The organism is Streptococcus oralis (genome assembly GCF_018448765.2).
Taxonomy (GTDB): Bacteria; Bacillota; Bacilli; order Lactobacillales; family Streptococcaceae; genus Streptococcus; species Streptococcus oralis_BM.
The window spans coordinates 340,400-361,909 of sequence record NZ_JAHCMC020000001.1 but is presented as its reverse complement, the minus strand read 5'-3'; the positions used below and the strand labels follow the sequence as shown (position 1 = coordinate 361,909).

Genomic DNA, 21,510 nt, shown 5'->3' with positions numbered 1-21,510 from the left:
AATTTAATTCATGGAAACTGGTAGAATCCGCTGCAACTTCCTATATATACTAATAAATTTAATAGTTTCCATGATATAAGGTATATTCCAATGCGGGAAGATGATGCTAGTTGGTTAGATGTGAATGAGGATATATTTAAAAAAATAAAATAGGAAAAATTTTAACATATAATAAAATTTATAAGTTATCTTGAGTCTTAAAAAGTTAAATAATGTATGTGTGAACATTTATTGAATTTAAAAAATTATTTTCTGTAAAAAGACTATTAAAATAGATCACTCTGGGTGATTTTTTCATAGCAGTATCGTATTTATATGCTTAGCAAAAGCCTGAGAAGATTTCTTCTCAGGCTTTCTGCGTACTATAAACCTCATTGGAAAAGATAAGAAACTGATTTCGTAATCTTGTTAAGTGGTTTTACTAAATACTAGTCTTTCTTTGTTTTTGCTACAAAGAGAGCAGATAGGGCTAGGCTAACACCTGCTAGGAAGAGGGCTGTGTCAGATTGACTCTCACCAGTTGCTGGCAAGATTTGTTCAGCTGTTTCTGGTCTAGCTATTTCTTGCTTATAATCTGGCGTCTTACCTTGATCGGAGGCTAAAGAGCTAAGTTTAAACTCAGGTTTCTCTACAGTTGGAGCGGCTTGATCTCCTACTGTCGATAATGGTCCTGTGTACTCTGGAAGCTCATGTACCAAGGCTTCAGCTGCATTGACACTTCCCTTGAACTCAGGCTTCTCAACTGTCGGAGCTGGTTGGTCGCCTACTGTTGCTACTGGGCCTGTGTACTCTGGTACTTCATGTACCAAAGCTTCAACTGCATTGACACCGCCCTGGAACTCAGGCTTCTCAACTGTCGGAGCTGGTTGGTCACCTACTGTCGATAATGGGCCTGTGTACTCTGGAAGCTCATGTACCAAGGCTTCAACTGCATTGACACCACCTTGAAACTCAGGTTTCTCTACTGTTGGAGCAGTTTGGTCACCTACTGTTGCTAATGGGCCTGTGTAGGCTGGTACTTCATGTACCAAGGCCTCAGTTGCATTGACACCACCTGTGAATTCAGGAACCTCCAGAACTGGTGGTTGCTCTTCACCCTTGCTTGATTGAACCGATTCTTCTGTTAATGCTTGATGGAAGCTTGCCAATTCATAAAACTCAGCCTTGCCGCCTTCCCAGACTAATTTGACGTCTAGAAGAGAGCCACCATTTCGGATAGCGAAGGTTTGGAGACTGGATGTAATGGCACCGAGGTCTGTCCAGCTGTCTTGACCATTCTTGAGTGTTCTAGCAAGAATACGTGCTTTCGTTCCTTCAGGAAGACTGGAAACAAGACGAAGGTGGTTGGCATTGGTCGGCTCAGACAAGTGATAAACCAACTCGCCCTTGTCTTTTTCAGACTTATAGCTGGTCAAGACTTTGCCGTCTACAAGATTATTATAAAGGTTGCCTTGGCTTTCTCCACTACTTCCTTCTACTGTTGGATCATTGATTGGTTTGACAAATTCACCGTCATTGATCACTAATTCTGTAAATCCTACAAAACGGGCATCATAATCCGCTGTATAGAGGACACGGAGATAGTTAGCTTTGACTGGTGTCGCCAACTCACCTTCGATGTAGCGATTTCCTGGCATCTTAGAATCATGTGTCCAACCATCTGTCAATGAATCATCGTGTTGGCTATTGGCCACACCATCTCCTACTGTAACGACATCTGTCCAAGTTTTACCATCTTGACTGACTTGAATCTTACCGTCACGAAGATAGTTTTGTGTTCCGTCTTGGATATAAGCTCTAATCTTCTTGATGGTACGTTCGCTACCAAGTTTCAAGGTTACGTGACCATCTTTATGGGCGTAGTCTGAAAACTCAACGAAGTTGTTGTAAACACCGTCAAATAGTTGATCTAGGTTGTTCAGTTTACGAACATCATTGCTTCCGTATGTTGGGTGAATGCCCATAGTTGTAGATTCTAGTTTGGTTGGTTGCACTTCTTTGGTTGTCACAAGGAGAGAAGTAGCTGTCACAGCTTGTTCCTGATCTGTTTTATTGACCAGACGAACATAACGTACCAAGTGACTCACTACAGATCTGTCTGTCAACTGGCTAGCTGGCGTCCACTCTTGCGCATTTGCAGAGTACTCTAGGCTAAGAGCTGGGTTAGCCTGACCTTGGAGCTGGATGCTCTTAATCTGATGGATACGGTCAAGCTTCATTCCTAGATAGCTATGAGCAGGGAGTTTGGTTCCAGCTGGAATCTGAAGCTCGTAACTGCCCAAGCTATCCACTACCGGCGTTTCCTTCAAGGATTCCACGTTGGTGTCTGTTAACTCACTATTTCCAGAACGTGTCTCAACAGAGAAATCCTGGATACGCCACCAGAGGTCGAGAGCCTTGGTATTGCGTACTCGGATGTAACGAGCATTGATCGCTCTGGTCACTTCCTTGGTTTGTTCTCCCGATAGGCGATCCAACTCTTGCCATGCAGTACCGTCTGTAGAATACTCAAGTACACCTGCGGCAAGTTTATCACCCGTTCCTTGGCGAAGGCGAACTTTAGTGACTGACTTGACTTCACCGAGGTCAAGTTGTGCCCAGGCATCTACTGGTGTCGTATTGCTACCGTCAGCATTTGCCATCATGGCTTCTGTATTGTCCTTACCATCAGTGATTTGACGGGCTGAGGTATTTAGTTTGTAAACTAAGTTTGAGCTTAGACTAACTGTCGTTGCTTGTTGGCTACGAGCTTTTTCAACTGGACGGTTAACTGCAATTTCCTGAACTGCAAACCAGGTGTTCTCGCGATTCTCTGTCGCAATCATGCGAACTGCCTTGGTCTTGATAGTGAGATTTTCAAACTTAAGAAGGGATTCATTTCCGACATAGCTTGGCTCTTTCAAGGTTACCCAGTTGTCATTTTCATCTTGATACTGTACTTCTGCCTTACTAAAGGTATCACGTGGATTAGCCTGCGTTCCCATAGCAAAGGTCAAGGTTTGAATCGCTATCGGTTTGTTGAATTTCATACCGATATAATCACCTGTCTTGATGCTGTTTGGTGATTTAATAATCGCGTGGGTTGCCAAGTCACCATCCGTTACTTCTGCCAAACCACCTTCTACACCTGTTCGATTGGTGATAAAGGTGCTGATGATTTGGTCTGGATGCAAGACTTTTTGAACTTCAGATGCTAGAACTTCCTTCAAGGATAGGATAAATGGACGAATATGTTGAACACCCAATTCAGCTTTTTCCATATGGTCTACATAATGGAAGGTGTGCGTTTGAGACTGTTCGTAGAACTTCAATCCTTTATAGTAACTATCCCAAAGCTTAGCTGCATCATTTGTAGCCATGGCTTCAGTTCCTGTAAGGAAGGCATCGAGAGCATTCATTTGATCGATTGCATTATCCAACCAATAGTGGATTTGTGTAACCATCTTTTGATCGCCTGATGCTTTATAAAGCTCGGCTGCTTCTTTAATCTTGGCAAATTCAGCTCGCAAAGCTGCACGTTCTGCAGTCACATCCTGACCTGCTTTGAGCTTAGTCATGAAGTCTGTCAATTTTGGAGCTAAGTCTACCGATTCTTCTAGTTTGACGACACGATTATCCATGTTTTGGTTGATCATGTGCTTACCAAGTTCGCGGAAGGCTGCTGATACCTTGCTATCTTCAAAACGACCATTTTCTACAAAGTTGAAGGCAATATCATTGATTTTCTTAGCTTCTTCTTCTGATTTCCACTGTTTCCATGAGTATTGAGCTCCTGAAAAGAGGGCAATCTTAGATGGCTCAGACTGTTGCATCGGGTTCAACATTATACCAGATAGCAAGCTTGGATCCACATTTGGATGAAGGAATTTCTCACCACCACCTAGAATCAAGTGTTGTTTGGAGTTATCTGTTACTGGCCAGTTAATCCAAAGTGAAACTGGGCGATAGGTCTTGCCACCTGCGGATAGATTGTTCTTGAGAGTTGAAAGGAAGCTTTCAGAGACTTCACCCCAAATCTTACCACCCGTCAAGGTCATGGATGCTGAACTTGGGAGATTTTCATTGAGGGATTTCAACTCATCCTCACGTCCATTACCCCAATACTGGCCAGGAACAAAAATCATTTCTTTGCGAAGACCGCTGTAGGTTCCCTGCATTTCAGTCAACCACTTGGTCATATCTTGCATCAAGCGGTTATAGCTATTGTAGCCTCCGACAGGGCTTGGAGCATCATCTGCAAGGATACCAAATTCGCGGACACCCACTTTCATCAGCTGGGTAAATTTGGCCTTGATGGTTGCCAAATCTTCTTGGTAATGCGCTTCATTGCCAAAGCGGATGCGGTTGTTCATGAATGGATGGATAGTCCAGACATAGCGTGTTTTACTTTGATTTCCGACGCGAGCAAGTTCACGAATTTCAGCTAGTTTTTCTTCTGGATAGAGTTCACGCCATTTCTTGTTGTGGTATGGATCATCTTTTGGTGCAAAGAAGTATTGGTTCAATTTCAAATCACCACCAAAACGCATGAGCTCTGCACGATCGGCATTCGACCATGGGTTTCCATAGTAACCTTCGATGAAACCACGGTTCTTGAGCTCTGCGTAATCTTCTACTGTCACATTACGAAGGACTGGCACTTGACTTTCCTTGAGCATGTGTTTCAAGGTTGTCAAACCATAGAAGACCGCATCTGTGTCTTTTCCGACGATGGAAATCGAGTTATCCTTGATGCTCAAGACATAGGCGTCAATCTTGTCAAAGAAACCTGCTGAAACCTTGGACAAGTTTTGCTCTGCTTGTGAACCTTGTCCATGCACTCCAAGATAGATATTGGTTGCGCCAGCGATTGCCGCCTTACCAGTTGTATAAGATACTTGATTGTCCTGCAAGACACTCTTCAAGCGATTACGAGTATAGATATCGAGTTGATTGCCCATGACCAGATTGACTTGCTTACGAAGAGCTGTGACTCCTTCTCCATAAGTCACTTTTTGTGGCGTTGGGAAGACCTTGTACTCTTTCTTGAGATAGTCTGCGCTCTTGCTGGCATCTGCAATGCTGTCTTCGCTAGCTGGTTTACTTGCAGTGAATTGATCTGCCAATTCAACTGTTCCATCACTGGTTTGGTCTACTTTTGGTTTTTCAGGTGTAGTTGGTTTTTCTGGTTGACTTGGTGCAGGCGTTTCTTGCTCTTCTTTGACAGGTTTCAATAGATGAACTTCGGCTGCACTTGCAAAACCACCAACGCCTTCCAATACTTTCAACTCAATCTTGTTGGTATGTACTGCCGCAAAGTTGACTGTTTTTTCTTGGGCGTTGTTGTCCCAGCTTCCTTCTGAAACCTTGACCATTTGGCCATCTTTTTGTGCGTAGATTTCGTAGCGCGTCACAACACCATTTCCACCACCTGGACGTGGGAGATACGTCAAGCCATTGATTTTTTCTGCTTCTTTCAAGGTCATAGTAAGGGTGTATGGCGCAGTGTCACCAGTCCACTTAGTATGCCAGAAGGTATTTGGATCATTGTCAAAGGCCTTTTCAACAGCGCCTTCAGTCGCGTTTCCTGGAAGTTGCTGACTGCTTGCGGTTGCTGTAATCTTATCATTTGAAATCAAACGAGGATTTACAAATGGTTTATCCGACAACTCTGCACTATGCAAGATTCCTTTGAAACCACCGATGCTTTCAAGCGGTAGTACCAAGCTATTGTGGGCAAAGCGAGGGTGGGCTGGATTTGCGATACGCTCAATCTTCTCACCATCCACATAGACTTCTGTAGATTGTGGTTTGGTAACAATAGAGATTTGATAACGTTTGTTCTTTTCAAGTTTTTTATTGAATTGGATATGGAACTGTTCAAATTGATAAGCAAGGTAGCCGTCTTTATCAGCTAGATAGATACGATTGTCCCCACTTGTTGAGAAGGTTTGTTCCCCGTCTCCAGTGACAGTTACATCAAACTTCAAGACGTGACTTGGACCAACATCACCAGCCAAGCCTTCGATACTGCTGTCTTTCTCAAAAGCCAATCCCTGCTCGCTTGTCTTCACCTTCTTGCTTGCATAGTTCTTGACTGTTTCAGGATTGATGGTAAACAAGTCGCTTTGATCAATCTCTTTATCAGGATTTGACTGCGGCGCATAAGGACTGGTTGGTAGGGTGCGTTCTGCAAAGGTCGCAGCTGCACGGTCGGATCCCCAGGTGCGCTCTGCAGTGGTTTGCATACTCTTGAAGAAGCGTTTGAAGATATCATAAGAGGTCAAACCGGTCTCATGAAGGTCGATATTGTCATTCCAAACTGCGTGCCCACCACCAAGGATACTTGGATGAGAAGCTGGTAGAAGCGGACCTCCACCTGTTCTAAAATCATTCGGTGTCCAGCTGTTGTACTGTCGTTCGTAGTTTGCATAGTCCCCGTAGGCTGCTTGACTATTGCTTCCACTTGGGACACTATAGGTCGGCACATCTGTGATGTTGATAATCTTAGCTCCCTGAGCAATGGCTTCATTTGGTCGTTGCCAACTAATACTCCAGATATCAACTTCTACTCCGTTCCAATCAACAGGAGTGCTCCCACGTTTCGCACTGAGTGAACCCCAGATACGAGGGGTATAGCCTTTTCCTTTAATGTATTTGATAAGGTCATTGACATAGCGACGATAGCTTTCTCTGCTGCCATAGTATTCATCCGTTCCGATATGAACAGTTGATACCCCATGAAGCGGTGCATCTGGACCATCGAGGAGTTTGTCATAAACAGATTTGACAAAAGCTAGCGTTTCATCGTATTTATTATCTAGGTCTAGCATAGCTACGCGCTCGACATTGTGCTTGCCTGCATAATCTCTCAGACTACCTTGATACATGAGGTCTGGGCGGACTTTGACAAAGGACAAGGCATGACCTGGTGTGTCAATTTCTGGCACTAGGTTGATATGCAAGGCTTTGGCAAGTTTAATCAGATTTTGCATTTCTTCCTTGGTATAATGCTCATCTGATGTTAGTTTTTGGCCATTCTTACCGACAATGTCTGTCTCCACACGGAAACCAGTCTTGGCATGTTCTAGAACGTACTTAAGCTCTTCTTCTTGTGTTAAATTCTTACCTGCCAAGTGTTCTTTTAGGAAGATATAGTTATCATTAAGGTGCAACTGCAAGTCGTTCATCTTGTAGTAAGCCATGTTGAGCATGATGTCTACAAGAGTGTCATAAGGGATAAATTTACGACCTGTATCTAGCATAAAGCCACGGTGGCTGAAACTTGGGAAATCGCGAATTTCACCATTTTGTAGGTCTGTTTCTCCCATTTGAAGAAGAGTCCGAGTGGCGTAAAAGGCTCCTGTATTTGTGGCAGCTTCGATGGTAATCACATCATCTTGGATAGTGATGCCGTAGCCTTCCTTACCGTACCCCTTGTTTTCAACCTTTTTAAATTCGATTCGTTTTTGAGCCTGCTTGTCACCTGTCGCCAGTTCCAATCCACGACTGGCAAGATCCGACTGGTAGAAGGTTGCAGCCTGATCAAAGCCTGAATCTCCTGTCGCAAGAACTGTATCTGAAGTGATAGAAGATTGGCCTTCTTTCCCATACCATTGTTGAACAGCTGGTGCTACTTTTGGTTTCACACCCACACCTTCGTCCTGATGTAGGCCCTTGATGACTACTTCAAATTCCTTAGTGAAAGTATGGCTGTCTTTGATTTGCTGCACCATAACCTTAACGCGTTGATCTGTCAGAGGTTTATGGATACGATTTTGAAGGTCAATTACACCTTGTTTATTGCTTCCGATAAGACTAACTTCCCCTGGTAGACTAGGCAAGACAAGAGACTGTCCATCTTCTGCTACTGTTAGTTCGGTTACTTGGCGGATATCCGTTACCTTACTATGGTCCGGAACGTTTGAATAAGCTCGAATTTCTTGGATACCAACATTTCTCCAACCCATTGTGCCCGCTTGGTAATCATTGATCTCCAATTTGAGGTACTTAGCTTTGATACTGTCAGCTAGGTCTACTTTCTCATCTAAAACAGGATCTCCAGTTTTGGTATGAGCGAGTTTCCATTGTTTTTCTCCATTAGCGCCCACGTCTTCTTGACCTGCATAGTAGAGGCTCCAAGATTTGATATTGGGGTCATTCTGCCCATTACGAAGACGACGATCCCAATCAATTTCTACATGTTTGATCAAGGTAGTCTTTGGCAGAGTTAGTTCAAAAGTTGGTTTTACTGCATCTCTATCTGTAGCCCATCGAGTATTGTCATCTCCGTCGATAGCTTTATCCGCAGTAAAGTTGGTACCAGTCTCATGGTTGCTCGCCTGAGCAGTAGCACCTTCGAGATGGTTGACATCTTCTCTATCTTCGATTGGCTTTTCAGCTGGTTTTGGTGCGGGCGTAGTGGTTCCCGCAGGTTGATCATCCACCTTTGGTGTTTCAACCGATTTCGGCGTTTCTGCTGGCTTGGGACTTGCAGGACTTGTCTCTGGTTTTGCCTCTTCACTTGCTGCAGGATTGGTTCCCTCATCAGTCGCTGGAGTTTCTTCATGACTTGCTTCTGTTGCAGCTTCTGCATCCGCCTTTTCAAGCGCAGCGGCTAAATCATCAGGTAACTTATCCAAGGCTTGAACATGAGTAATACTTCCCTCTGTCTCTGAAGGTGTTGCTGTTTCTGCCGCCTGAACCATATTGGCGCCAAAGATACTAGCACCAATCATAACGGAGGCTGCACCGATTGCAAATTTTCTTATACTATAGTGACAGCGTTTCTCAAAAAAATGTCTATCCATCTTTCTCCTATTCCTTTCATCCGCATACATGAGTAAGCGGTATCATTTCTCCTTTGAAAAAGGAGAGAACCAAGAGGTCCTCTCCGGCTGTTTGTTTTTTTTGATTCGAGTTGCTTTGAACTGCTGAAATCAAATCTCATTAATCTTCTTTACGTTTTGTCGCAAGAACCGCAGCAGATAAAGCGATACTAACACTTGCTAAGAAGAGGGCCACTTCTGAACCATGTTCTCCTGTAGCAGGAAGTTGCTCTTCTTTATCTTCCAGAGTTTTGGCATCAGCTACTGGGCTTGGAGCGAGCGGGTACTCAGGTTTTTCAACTGTTGGAGCTGCTTGATCTCCAGCAGTAGCCAATACACCTGTGTAGGCTGGTTTCTCGTTTACCAAGGCTTGGACCGCATTGACTCCTCCCTTAAACTCTGGGACTTCATTGACAGCTGCTTCAACTGCATTAACCCCACCCTTGAACTCAGGGACTTCATTGACAGCTGCTTCTGCTGCATTGACTCCACCCTTGAACTCAGGGACCTCATGTACAGCTGCTTCTGCTGCATTGACACCGCCCTTGAACTCAGGGACTTCATGTACAGCTGCTTCTGCTGCATTGACGCCGCCTTTGAATTCAGGTACATCAAGAACTGGTGGTTGTTCTTCACCCTTGCTACTTGTTGGAGCATCTGGTTTCGTAGCAGAATCTTTTAATTGGTTGAGATAGTCTGCAAAATATTCCACCATTCTTTCCGTCAAGAGATGGTTATCCGTCGCATATTTCATGCTCGCCTGAACTCCAGCCACTTCCTCTTGATTTTCTTTATCTGTCAATTTTTGAGCCTTGGCTAAAGCTGCTTCATATCCTGACAAGTCAAGCAGTGTTTCTGCTACTTGTGGACGGGTAAAGATGAGTTCCGCTGCAGATTGGTATTTATCGCCACCATCTCCGTAAGTCTTGGTACCAGTAAGGACAATTTTCTTAGCCTTGATTGTCTTACCAAAATCAATGTCTTTTGGCTTGTTGTTATCTGGCCAATCAGTTGCAGTAAAGGTATACTCCTTGCCAGACTCATCTGTGACAACCAGTTTTACATCTCGCAAGTTCCCATTTGAACCTGAACCACGTGGTACATAACGAAGTCCTGTGATTTCAGTAGGTTCTTTCAAGACCATAGTTGCAGGCTTGCCTACATCTCCTCCATTCCAAGATGTATGCCATAGGCTAGATACATTACCATCAAAAGCATTCTCTAGGCCTTCACCTGGTTGAGCTGGCGCATCCAAACTTTCAAAGTCTTCTGCTACCAAGGCTGTTTTCTTCTGAACCAAAGCATTCTTCAAGGCTTCAATCTTGGCAATTTCAGCACGCGCTTCTTCCACACTGATATCATCATCCGCCTGGCTGAGGTTAAAGACCGCCTCTTTCAGAGCATCCATAGACTCTTTGGTGTAATTAGTCATGGCTACAGTTGGCAAGTAGTTCTTCAAAGCATTTTCTGTTAACATCTTACCTGTCAGGGTGATTTCTTCGATTTGAAGATTATCCATCATGAAGTCGTTATAACCACGGAAGTTGGCATTTCCACCAGAATCACCACGAGTATTGCTTGCGTTTCCAGTTGAGTAGATACCTACCCAAGTATCGCCTGTTTCTGCACCCGTCACGAGGAAGGTTGCCTTCTTGGCTTTCTTAGAATCCGTCCAAGTATTTGGCAATTCATGCATTTCCATGTTGCTTGCTTGACTACCACGACGACCTGACTGGAATTCTCCCTTACCGACTACAAAGGCATAGGTATTGTCTGAACCTGCTTCGTATTCAAAGGTTACACGATAAGTCTTACCCGCTTCAAAACGGAAGTTTTGAGGAATAGTTTGGTAAACCAAGTTACGACGGCTCACCAGCCCATTTGTCTTCAATGACCAATTTCCATCAATAACATCATCAACTTTCTTACCGTTCCAACCACGTTGTGTATATGGATCGTGCTTTTCAGACAAGTGAGTGCGGTTATCTTCAACACCTTCGACACCACCCACTACGAATGGGAAGATACCTTGAGCAACATTTTCAAAGTCTTGTTTGAAGGTTCCTTGACCTGTATCATGCTTATCTCCGTACATGCTTGAATTGTTTTCAAAGGTACGAATTTCATCAAAGTAAGTTGCTTCATCACCAGCTTCACGACTCAAAGTCAGAGTAACATTTGAGACGTCCGATCCAGTTGTAAAGAAGGCGTACATGTTTTGGAAGTAACTTGTATCGTCAACTGTAGCATTGTCACGACGATTGTTATGAGCATATGCTTTGATATAGTTGAGAGCGAGTGACTTATTGGTATAAGTGGTCACTTCTTTTTCGCCAGTATTCACTGTGATACTTGCTTTGGCATTACTACGGTTATCGACACCTACATAAACAGCATACTTGGTATTTGGTTTCAAGCCAGTTAATTTCTGAGTAAGGCTGACCTTGCTCTTATTGCCTTGGATACGAAGCATTTCATTTGCGCCCTGTGATTTGACAATTTCTGCCTTAGAAGCATCGCCTGAAATGGTCCAATGTTTCAAGGTACCGCTATTGAATCCTTGGTCATAGATATGCATGCCTTCGCTCCATGACATTTCAGGATTGGTTTGTTTTGAACGGTAGAGAACGTATGGTTGATTTGCTAGAAGGTCTAAGGTAATCTTGCCATCTTTTACAGTTAGTTCTTGCTCTTCTGTCTTACCTTGGTCAGTTAGCTTGTAAAGGTAAACCTTGCTGTTAACCCAATCGCTTGGAAGGGTCCAAGTTGTTGCACCGGCCTGCGTATTGAAGTAGTACATTTTTTCCTTATCAGCAGGAAGTTTCTTACCATTTGCATCCCAGTTCCAAGGAGTCAAGTAAGCTGAACCATCTTGGATGACACATCCATTGAGAGTTACTGTACGTTCACGGTATTGTGGACTATTGACATCATTTGACTTACGAGTTACAACAACCTTGTTACCTGCTGCATCGACTAGCTCAACCTTCATTTCTGGAGTCCATCTATAGGTGCTACCATTATCGGTCATGGTAACTGGGGTACCATTTTCCCACTTGCTTACTGTGAAGTGTTGGAAGTACTTGGTCATGACATCGTGGGCAAACAAGTTGGTTACATAGCCATTGTAGTCACTTCTTCCTTGCCAACCTTCAAAGTCTTTCATGCTGTAGCCACCTAGAAGTGGGTAGTTGGCTGCACCACCGTAACTTCTGTAGTCCCCAACCCAAGAATCTTTTTGGTGGTTACGGATAAAGCGTGTGATGGCACTGTTGATACCTTTATTAGTATATCCACCATAGGTCAAGTCAGCTGCCCAGTGTTGGAAGGTAGAGTCGTACTCACCACCATGGCCCCACTCAATCGCAAAGCGCCAGCCTTGTTTGTTAATTTCTTTAGCAAGAACGTGGGTAGCCCAAGCACCGTTATCACCTGATTGACCATTGCCCCAAACGTCCACATAGATAAAATCGAGGCCATCACCAAGTTTTTTCTTCAAGTCTTCCCAGCGAGCCAAACGTCCATGTGCTAGGTCATAAGCAGCATCAATGTTGATACCTTGGTCTAGCCAGTTCCAACCATAGCTGTAGCTGCCATCTGGATTTTTACGAAGAATATTTTCATTAAAGTATTTAGACTCAGGATAAGTCTCAGAAGCGTTCACGTGGATACCAATGTGGGCACCGTACTTCTTAGCTTTCTCAATCAAGGTCTTAAAGTCTTCAACACCACCAATACGTTTACCAATATCAGCATAGTTCAAGTGACCAGAGTCATGGCCTTCGCTACCATATCCTTTAAGGAGAACACCTTGTCCTAGACCATCTGTGTGAAGATTGATTTTCTTGATACCATCCAAGGTCATAAGGAATGGATTTTGGGCTTGAGAACCAAAGTTCATCGCGATACGATAAGCTGTAATATCCTTGACTTTTTCCCAACCTTGAGGGTTGTTCATAATGCTACGATAAGCAATGGCACCATCTTGCCAATCGACTTTATTGTCAGCATTGGCATCTTCAGTGATAACAACCTTAGCACTTGGAAGTTCCTTCGTGTATTCTGGGAAAACAATGCCCTTATAAGCTTTTTCCCATTGCCATTCAGAACTATGAATTCCAACATAGTTGGCATTTCCGACTGTTTCCTTGTAAGCTGTCAAACGAGTCCAGTCATAAGAACCTCCGCCGTAGCTGTTTTGAGAGTTGCTCCAAACACCTGCAGCAAGCTTATCTGTAGAAACAAATCCATACATGTAACCCTTGGCCAAGTCTTTCATTGGATTGGTTACATCGATATGATCATCTCCGCTGACACGGGTATTGTTTGACATGGTTGCCCCATCAAACTTAGCACCAGCTTGATCACTCGAAACAGAGACTAAAGCATTACCAAGGAAACTAATAGAAGAAAGTAGTTTTCTTTCGTCATCAATCTTTTGACCTGGAGTAACTTGATTGTGGTTGACAATCTTGGTCACATCAAAGTGCAACTGATTATCAACAACTTGCAGACGGACCATCATTTCTGCATTGATAAGATTAGCATCATCGCGAAGCTTCATCAAGTACTCTGCAGTTGTCTCATTGATTTTTTTGTAAGTAACTTCAGGTGTGACTTCGTGTTTGTTGATAAATACTTTATTGAATTGTTGGACTTGTCCTGGCAAGGTATGCCCGTTCAAACTGTATTCTTTAATACGAGGGAAGGCTTGGTCAATTACTGCCTTAAGTACCTTAGACTGGAGCGTATCATAAGTCACCTTGCTATCGTCAACAACTGGACCTGTTTCTTTCTGGGCAGGAGTATCATCCGCTTTTACGCCTTCTTGATTGTCTGTTTTAACGCTGACAACTGTACGCTCATTGCCATAGGAACCAGCTTTTAGGACAATTTTCTTCTCATTTTTGAGAGTTTCATTGACAGCTGCTGGCAAAGTGACCGTATCAAAGAGTTTCTCATCATTATTCGTTGCATTGAGTTGTCCATCTGACTTGAGAGTGATAGAAAGACGGTTTACAGAACCTGGTTCTGGTGTTGCTACACGATTGCCCTTATACCAGGTGCTATCGGTTGGAGATTTATACTCCCAGAACCAGCCGTCCTTGTCATAACCAACAAAAACATTGTTCTTGGTGTCTTTAAATTTCAAGAAGACACCGAAGCGTGATTTGCCCTTTTCAGAATCATCTTTGAAGGTTAAATCAACCGTCGCATTTCCATTAGCGTCAACGGTCAATCCTTGTTTTTCAAACAAGGCTGGTTTATCGCCATTGTCGTTCTGTGCAGTTGAGGACAATTGATTGTAGCGGACACCTTTTTCTTCACGAACCGTAACTGTTCCCTGTTGTTCTTTATTCGCTACTGTTTGCCATTCAGGGGTGACTGTCTTAGGCGTTTCAGGTTTAGTAGCTGCAGGTTTATCCTCTTTTGGTTTTTCTTCAGCCGGTTTTTCTTTCTCTTCCAAGTCTGCTGGTTTCACACTTGAAATTCCCTGTATGTGGTCTTGGATCCATTTTAGTTGAGCTGGTGAGAAGAGAATGCCTCCGCTCCGTTTTCCAACTACACCATTTTGGTGAACACCGACTAGTTTGCCTTCTGTATCAAAGATACCGCCACCACTAGCGCCTGGTTTCCCTCCTTGGTAACCAATCCCTTGGACACCTTCTCCGTATGGTTCCGCAAAATCAACTGTAGTATTGACAATCGGATTCAATTTCCCTTCTGGATAACCAAAGACATGGAGTTTATCTCCGATTTTCTTAACTACTGGCTTTTTGGTTACTTCAACAGGCGTGTTTTCGAGAACTGTACGCAATCTCACAAGGGCCAAATCATTTTTGAAGCCCTTTAGGTAGCCTTCACGATCCCAATGAATGATATCGTTCTTGCTAAACTTGACATCTGGCAATCCTGGATAAGAGATACTATAGATATCTCCATCCCCTTGGTCATTATCCACGACCTTACGGATATTGCCGTCTTGGCTATCCTTGATAAAGTTATGAGAAACCGTCAAAACAAGATCTTTTGCAACGACAATACCGCTACCTTCTCCTGATGGCGTCTTGATCTTAACAGTTGCGCCGTAGTTTAATTCCCCATTGGTAGTCTTAGCCACATCTTCTGGGACGAGCTTCCCAGTATCTTGGGCCAATTGATCCTTGTCAACTTCACGCCCATTGTCTTCAGCTTTCTCCAACTTATCTTCTAATTCTTTTGGCAGATTGCTTGGCTTTTCAGACTTTTCTTTTTCTTGAGCCAACAACTCTTCTTCTGTTTGAGGGCCTTCAGTAGTTTCAGCTGAACCAGGATTCTGAGCAGCAGCTTCCTTGTCAAAATCGTGCCCCTCATCACTAGCCTTCTTATCCAAATCAGCTAGCTCACTCGGTAAATTAGTTGTTGAACCAACCCTTGCTTGATCAGCCAACACTGGGCTAGCTGCGAAGAAAGTCGCTCCAATCATCACCGAAGCTACTCCAAGCGTAAACTTACGAATACTGAACTTACAGCGTTTTTCAAAAAATTGTTTGTCCATAAACTCCTTAATCCTTTCACTTTACAGTAAGCGTTTACATTTCTTTTTTAAAAAATACTCCTTTCTCTGAAAGTACCGTGCTTAACTGTCATAAATAAAAAAATAATTATGCTTTTAATATAACAAATAATATCTAAGAAAGCAATAGGAAAAAGGAAAATTCGCAAAAATTTCTCAAGATGTCCTAAATTTAAAAGCTCGCTTTAAAGATATAAGAAGGACTTAGCACCCAAGGGGAATACTAAATCCTTTCTCCTATCCTGTAAAATTATTTCACATGGTTTGCGAGGTCTTCTTGAGCCTTCTTATTAGACTCTTCTTTTTCTTTCAACCAGTTTTCTTGAGCTTTTTGGTACTCTTCTGTTGTTACCGCCTTATCTTGTACATCTAGGTATTTATACAAGAGGGCTTCGCTCGTACCCTTGTTACCAGAGTATGCAAACGGAAGTGTAAATGGTACCATCTTAGACAACATTGGACGACCAGTTTGAGAAGTTGTTGGGATGAGCAAGGCACTGTCGGTCAACCAAGCTTGGGCAGCAGCATATTTTTCATAACGTTTTGAAACGTCAGTAGTTTCTTCCCCAGCTTCCATAACCATTTTTTCGTAGTCTTCCAAACCAACTTGCTTGGCAGCAGTGTTGTTTGTTCCAGAGTCAAATCCTAGGTAAGTCTTTGTATTTTCCCCTACAGATGGTTTGATAATATCAAGGTAGGTAGAAGGGTCTGCAAAGTCTGGAGACCAACCCACGTTATCTGAGATATCCCAGTCTTCTCCAGCCGCAGTTTCAGCGAAGTAGGTAATGTTTTGAACATCATCTTTTTGAAGTTGTTGGATATCGACAACCACATTATCTGATCCTAAGTTTTCTTCAACTGACTGTTTAAAAGATTGGACACGTTGAACTTTTGTTGTATTGGTTTGGTCTACAGGCATGTCCAAGTGGATTGGGAATTTCACACCTTCCGCTTGAAGAGCTGTCTTAGCTTTAGCAAACTCTGCTTTAGCCTTATCTGGGTTGTAGAGTCCATCTTGAGCATCATCCAAGTTCACGTTGCTCCACTCGTCACCATAAGTCACCAATTTGTCTTTGACCATTTCGCCAAAGTTCTTTCCATCTGCCTGTACAAATGTAGGAGGAACAAACAAGTTACGAAGCAGTTTAGTTGCCCCGCTTGCACCATTCACTTGAGAAGCATAAGCCGTTCTATCGAAACCAAAAGCAAGAGCTTGACGGAAGTCCTTGTTTAGAAGAGCTTTCTTGGTTGATGTTTTTTCTTCATCCGTTGTCTTAGAAGTGTACTTATAAGACTGACGATCAATATTCGTACCGACTAAATAAGTAGTAGAATCTTGTTGTGTATAAACAATATTGTCTTTAAATGCCTTTTCAGTCTCTGTGTAGCTAGCGCTTGTTGGGAAGAGACGAGCCATTGTAAAGCTACCGTCTTTGAAAGCTTCAGTTGGTTTGTTGGTATCTTGTCCATCCCAGAAGGATAATTTAACCTTATCGATATGGACATTGTCCTTATCCCAGTAGTTAGGATTTTTCGCAAATTCGACAGAAGATTTAGCAACAATTGATTTGAGTAAGAATGGACCATTGTAGAGAATACTGCTTGAGTCAGTTCCCTTAGCGAAGTCATCCCCTTTGGAGTTCAAGAACTCTTCATTTACTGGGGCCAAAACTCCCATCGTTGTCTTAGAATTCCAGAAGCTTTCTGGCTTGTTCAATGTGTACTGAACTGTATAATCATCAAGGGCCTTGATTCCTACTTGAGAGAAGTCTGTAATTTCTCCTTTAACATAGGCGTCCAATCCTTTGATTGATTCTTGAACTAAATAAAGACCATCAGATTTTTTATCAGCAGCATATTTAAGTCCTGTTACGAAGTCTTGAGCTTTGACTTCTGCGTATTCCTCACCTTCAGAGGTATACCATTTTGCATCCTTACGAAGGGTATACGTGTAAGTCAAGCCGTCCTTAGATACAGACCAATCCTCAGCCATAGATGGTACAAAGTTACCATAGCGGTCATTTTCAAGCAAGCCATCGATAACGTTGCTCGTAATATTTGATGTAGCTGCCTTACCAGTTGTCAAATAGTTTAGGTTATCAGGATCCGTTTCATAAATGTATGAGAATGTCTTCTCACCTTTAGCACTTGAACCTGATCCAGAGCACGCAGCCAGAGTACCAGCTGCCAATAATGTCACACCCGCAAGGGCAAGTAATTTTGAACTTTTCATCATTTTCTCCTTTAAAATTTACATCCCATTATAGACTCTTTTCAGAAAGTTGTCAACAGAATTTTCAGAATTTTTGAATGATTTTAGCATTTTCTGAAAAATTATCTTAAAATAATTTATACAATACACTAATTTTTTAACAAAGTATTCCAATAATTCAATTAAAAAACAACTACTTTAAGAAGAGAGAGAATCTAACGATTCTCCTTCCCATCTATTTAATCAGTTTTAAACTGCTCTAAGCATAGTTATTGACTTTTGTTTCAATATCTATGAAATACATAACTTAAAATAATATTTCAATCAATCATTTTAACTTTTTTAATGCAGAAAAGAGGTAAGCACCCTCTCGAATCTTTTGACCTACAGACTTAGCCTTATTTACCAAATTCTGATACTCTTCTTCAGACAAATGTTCTAGTTCCTTTTCTAAATCAAGCAAGCTCTCAACACTAATTCCACACTCCTTTTCTAAAACGAAATTAGCCAAGGCTGATTGCCTCCAAACAATAATAGGAAAACCAGAAGCCAAATAAAGGGAGGCCTTGTGGGAATTATTGTATCTCAAATACTCACCAAATACTCCGCTACAAGTTTTAGAACTATCACCATCCCAAACCAAACCAAAGCTTCCTTCCAATGCTGACGGTAGTTCATCTGGAAGAAATGAACCAAAATAAGTTTCATTGGATAGCTTTCTAGCCTCATCAAAACCAACACCATAGAGGTTATATGCCGGTCTTGCAGGCAACTCATATAAGTAACCTGCTTTTTCTTGGGCCAAATTTCCAGCTACAATAATAGCCCCTTCCTTCGATAGATTTTCTTTATCCTGATAATTCGGGATAAGATAGTCAAAAATACCTAAACTAACTATTTTTTTCTCAGAAATTCCCTTGTCCACTAGCACTGATTTCATAATTGGATTATGAGCAATAAGACCATCAGCTTGTTTCAAAAGACTAGATTCTTGAAGATGAACTCGGATTTTATGCTTCCAGGGCACTGTATCCAAATTAGCATAGCGCAAAACTTCTAAATCATGGATAATAAAGTGAACCTTTACTCCCTTACGTTGCATTCTTTTTACTAAATGGGTCGTAAAGAAACTATGATGAAGCATAGGAAATTGAATAAGTAGCTGATCTCCTTTCTTTAACTTAGACAAAGCTTTAGATAGAGCTTGAGCCTTGTGTCGTTGGGCTCTAATAGTCCCCATTTGATACCAATCATCTACCATCAATAGCAAAGGGCTATAGCCCTCGCGAACTACTATTTCTTCGACATCATTTCGTGCCTTGTTCCCCGCATTTCGTGCACCAGAATCCTTCAGAAATTCTTCTTTTAGATAATATTTCATCGATTAATTTTATCCTTTATTATCTTATTTAAACTCTTCCTCTACCACATTCAGGGCACGTTCGATTACCACATGCATATCGTAGTATTTATAATCTGCTAAACGTCCACAGAAAATCACCTTATCATTCTGTACCGCTTCTTCTTGATATTTAGCAAATATAGCATTGTTTCTCTCATCATTGATTGGATAATAGGGTTCATCACCACGTTTCCAATCAGCAGGATATTCACGCGTAATAACTGTCTTTGGTTGCGTTCCGTATTCGAAGTGCTTGTGTTCAATGATGCGAGTATAAGGAATTTCACGTTCTGTATAGTTTACAACTGCATTTCCTTGATAATTTTCCTCATCTAGAACTTCATGTTCAAAACGAAGACTACGGTATTCTAACTCACCATGTTTATAATCAAAGTATTGGTCAATCATTCCTGTAAAGACAACTTTTTCAGCTGAAGCTTCTAATTCTTGGCGATTGGCAAAAAAGTCAACGCCAAGTTCCACTTCTACACCCTTCAGCATATTCTCGATAATAACGTTGTAACCCCCAATTGGAATTCCTTGATAACGGTCATTAAAATAATTATTATCAAAGGTTAGACGAACTGGCAAGCGTTTAATGATAAATGGTGGAAGATCAGTAGCAGAACGTCCCCATTGTTTTTCGGTGTATCCTTTAATCAACTTTTCATAGATATCCGGACCAATCAACTTAATAGCTTGTTCTTCCAAGTTTTTAGGCTCAACATCTTTCATATGAGCCGTTTGTTCAGCTATCTTATCTTTCACTTCTTGAGGAGTTTTTGTCCCCCACATAGCATAAAAAGTATTCATATTGAAAGGTAGATTATAAAGGCTACCCTTGTAATTAGCTACAGGCGAATTGATGTAGTTGTTAAATTCAGCAAATTGATTAACATAATCCCAGACTTTTTTGTTTGAAGTATGGAAGATATGTGCACCGTACTTGTGAATGTTGATACCTTCAACGTTCTCACAGTAGATATTCCCACCAATGTGATCACGCTTATCAATCACTTTTACTTTTTTTCCACGCTTAGTTGCTTCATAAGCAAAAATTGCTCCCGACAAACCAGCACCAACGATTAGATAATCATACATATTAAATCTCCATTATCAAACAATAAAGTTCCTTTTTTAATAACTAAATTAAATGAGGTGATATTAGACTACCAAAATTGACAGATCAAAAATATTATATCATTTAAAACAATCTCTCTACTAATTAAAAAACTTAAGTGTTAATTTGCGAAAAACTATCATTTAATTTAATCCTATCAAAAGTATTTTTTGAAAACAACATAAACATAAAAATATTGTACGAGGGCACAAACCAGAATGCTTCAATCATGCAGTTTAGAGCAATTATAGATAGAATTGCTACATATAAATATTGACCTTTTTTAGACTGCTCTTTTGCTGAAATGATATAAATTATAATTAATAGCACTACGGGAACAATACCATATGTAAACAGCATCTGGACATAAGAGGAATCTACATAGTTATATCCCATTACAGCTTCCGTCTTTCCACCTGAACCGATAAACAAAACTTCTTTGGTACCAAATAAATTTACACTAAAGGAAGTAAATGCATTTCTTCCTAACGCCAACCTACCCGTAATTAATTTATTAATTGAAACCAGAAAAGGTGAGCCCCAAGAAAACGTATAAGATAAATACATCATTAATGATGAGAAAATCAGTACTGAATATGGCAGTATTGCATAAATACGAAGTTTCTTTTCTCCAACAACATAAAAATATATAAAGATAACCGTTGCTAATAAAATAGACAATGCATTTAAGCGTGCGTCACAATATTTAATGACAAAGCCAGCTAGTAGAATCCCCACTATTGTTCTTGTCCAAATCAATCTATCCTTTAATAGATAGGAATAAGCTATAAATAGATAGAAACAGTGAGAAGCAAAATCGGTCGGATAAATAAAGCCAAAGGAATTTCGAATCACTCCCCCTCGATTATATTGTAAATTTGGTACTATTCCTAAAAGTGATAATATAAATACAACTATCAATACTATACTAGAGACAAAAATATAATTTTTCAAAATTACTTTCATATCAACATTAACTAAAAAAACTAGTAATGTCGAATAGACAAAAAAATTAAGCCTACCAGTTTGTAAATATACTACAATTCCTGTTAAGAGAAGTAAGATAGATAATACCAGATATTTGTAAGAAATCCTCATTTTATACAAAAATCGAAGTCCTAAAAGCAATACAACTACAAACAGATAATTTGCTTTGACTTGAAAAAAAGTCCTATCCAACATTGTTGTAGATATAGCATTAAAAAATACCACTACTGCTACAACAATGTTAACAAGTAGGTTTTCAATAGTTATTTTTTTCATTTTTTGATAAAGAATAATATAGAATGAACTAAAATGATTATTTTAAATCATAGGAACTTTAGCTCATCTATAATCTCCCTTCCTCACTTTCCTAAACTTTTAACCCTTTACAATATTATCTAAAACAAATTCTCATCTATAAAAAAATTT

Annotated in this window: 6 protein-coding genes; all 6 read right to left on the bottom strand. The window is 41.2% G+C overall.

The window, feature by feature from the left end:
- Nucleotides 1–428: 428 nt before the first annotated feature.
- The 6 genes from KIH88_RS01680 to KIH88_RS01655 all read right to left on the bottom strand — a co-directional run bounded on the left by KIH88_RS01680 (nucleotide 429) and on the right by KIH88_RS01655 (nucleotide 21,360).
- Nucleotides 429–8,789: an SIALI-17 repeat-containing surface protein gene (locus KIH88_RS01680; protein ID WP_213988353.1), complete on the bottom strand. Its 8,361-nt coding sequence runs from the start codon at nucleotides 8,787–8,789 to the stop codon at nucleotides 429–431.
- A 139-nt stretch (nucleotides 8,790–8,928) separates the two neighbouring features.
- Nucleotides 8,929–15,345: a SpGH101 family endo-alpha-N-acetylgalactosaminidase gene (locus KIH88_RS01675; protein ID WP_213988354.1), complete on the bottom strand. Its 6,417-nt coding sequence runs from the start codon at nucleotides 15,343–15,345 to the stop codon at nucleotides 8,929–8,931.
- 268 nt (nucleotides 15,346–15,613) lie between these two features.
- A complete protein-coding gene (locus KIH88_RS01670) occupies nucleotides 15,614–17,596 on the bottom strand; it encodes a peptide ABC transporter substrate-binding protein (RefSeq protein WP_213988355.1) in 1,983 nt (660 codons plus the stop codon).
- Nucleotides 17,597–17,903: 307 nt separating this feature from the next.
- A complete protein-coding gene (locus KIH88_RS01665; protein ID WP_213988356.1) occupies nucleotides 17,904–18,956 on the bottom strand; it encodes a galactofuranosyltransferase in 1,053 nt (350 codons plus the stop codon).
- Nucleotides 18,957–18,980: 24 nt separating this feature from the next.
- Nucleotides 18,981–20,078, bottom strand: a complete 1,098-nt coding sequence (gene glf / locus KIH88_RS01660) for a UDP-galactopyranose mutase (RefSeq protein ID WP_213988357.1) — start codon at nucleotides 20,076–20,078, stop codon at nucleotides 18,981–18,983.
- A gap of 133 nt (nucleotides 20,079–20,211) precedes the next feature.
- Nucleotides 20,212–21,360, bottom strand: coding sequence for a polysaccharide polymerase (locus KIH88_RS01655; protein ID WP_213988358.1), 1,149 nt, complete (start codon nucleotides 21,358–21,360; stop codon nucleotides 20,212–20,214).
- Nucleotides 21,361–21,510: the final 150 nt, after the last annotated feature.

Coding starts and splice junctions, on each gene's coding strand:
- KIH88_RS01665 (WP_213988356.1), bottom strand. CDS start 18,956: ATGAAATATTATCTAAAAGAAGAATTTCTGAAGGATTCTGGTGCACGA.
- KIH88_RS01655 (WP_213988358.1), bottom strand. CDS start 21,360: ATGAAAAAAATAACTATTGAAAACCTACTTGTTAACATTGTTGTAGCA.
- KIH88_RS01675 (WP_213988354.1), bottom strand. CDS start 15,345: ATGGACAAACAATTTTTTGAAAAACGCTGTAAGTTCAGTATTCGTAAG.
- KIH88_RS01680 (WP_213988353.1), bottom strand. CDS start 8,789: ATGGATAGACATTTTTTTGAGAAACGCTGTCACTATAGTATAAGAAAA.
- glf (WP_213988357.1), bottom strand. CDS start 20,078: ATGTATGATTATCTAATCGTTGGTGCTGGTTTGTCGGGAGCAATTTTT.
- KIH88_RS01670 (WP_213988355.1), bottom strand. CDS start 17,596: ATGAAAAGTTCAAAATTACTTGCCCTTGCGGGTGTGACATTATTGGCA.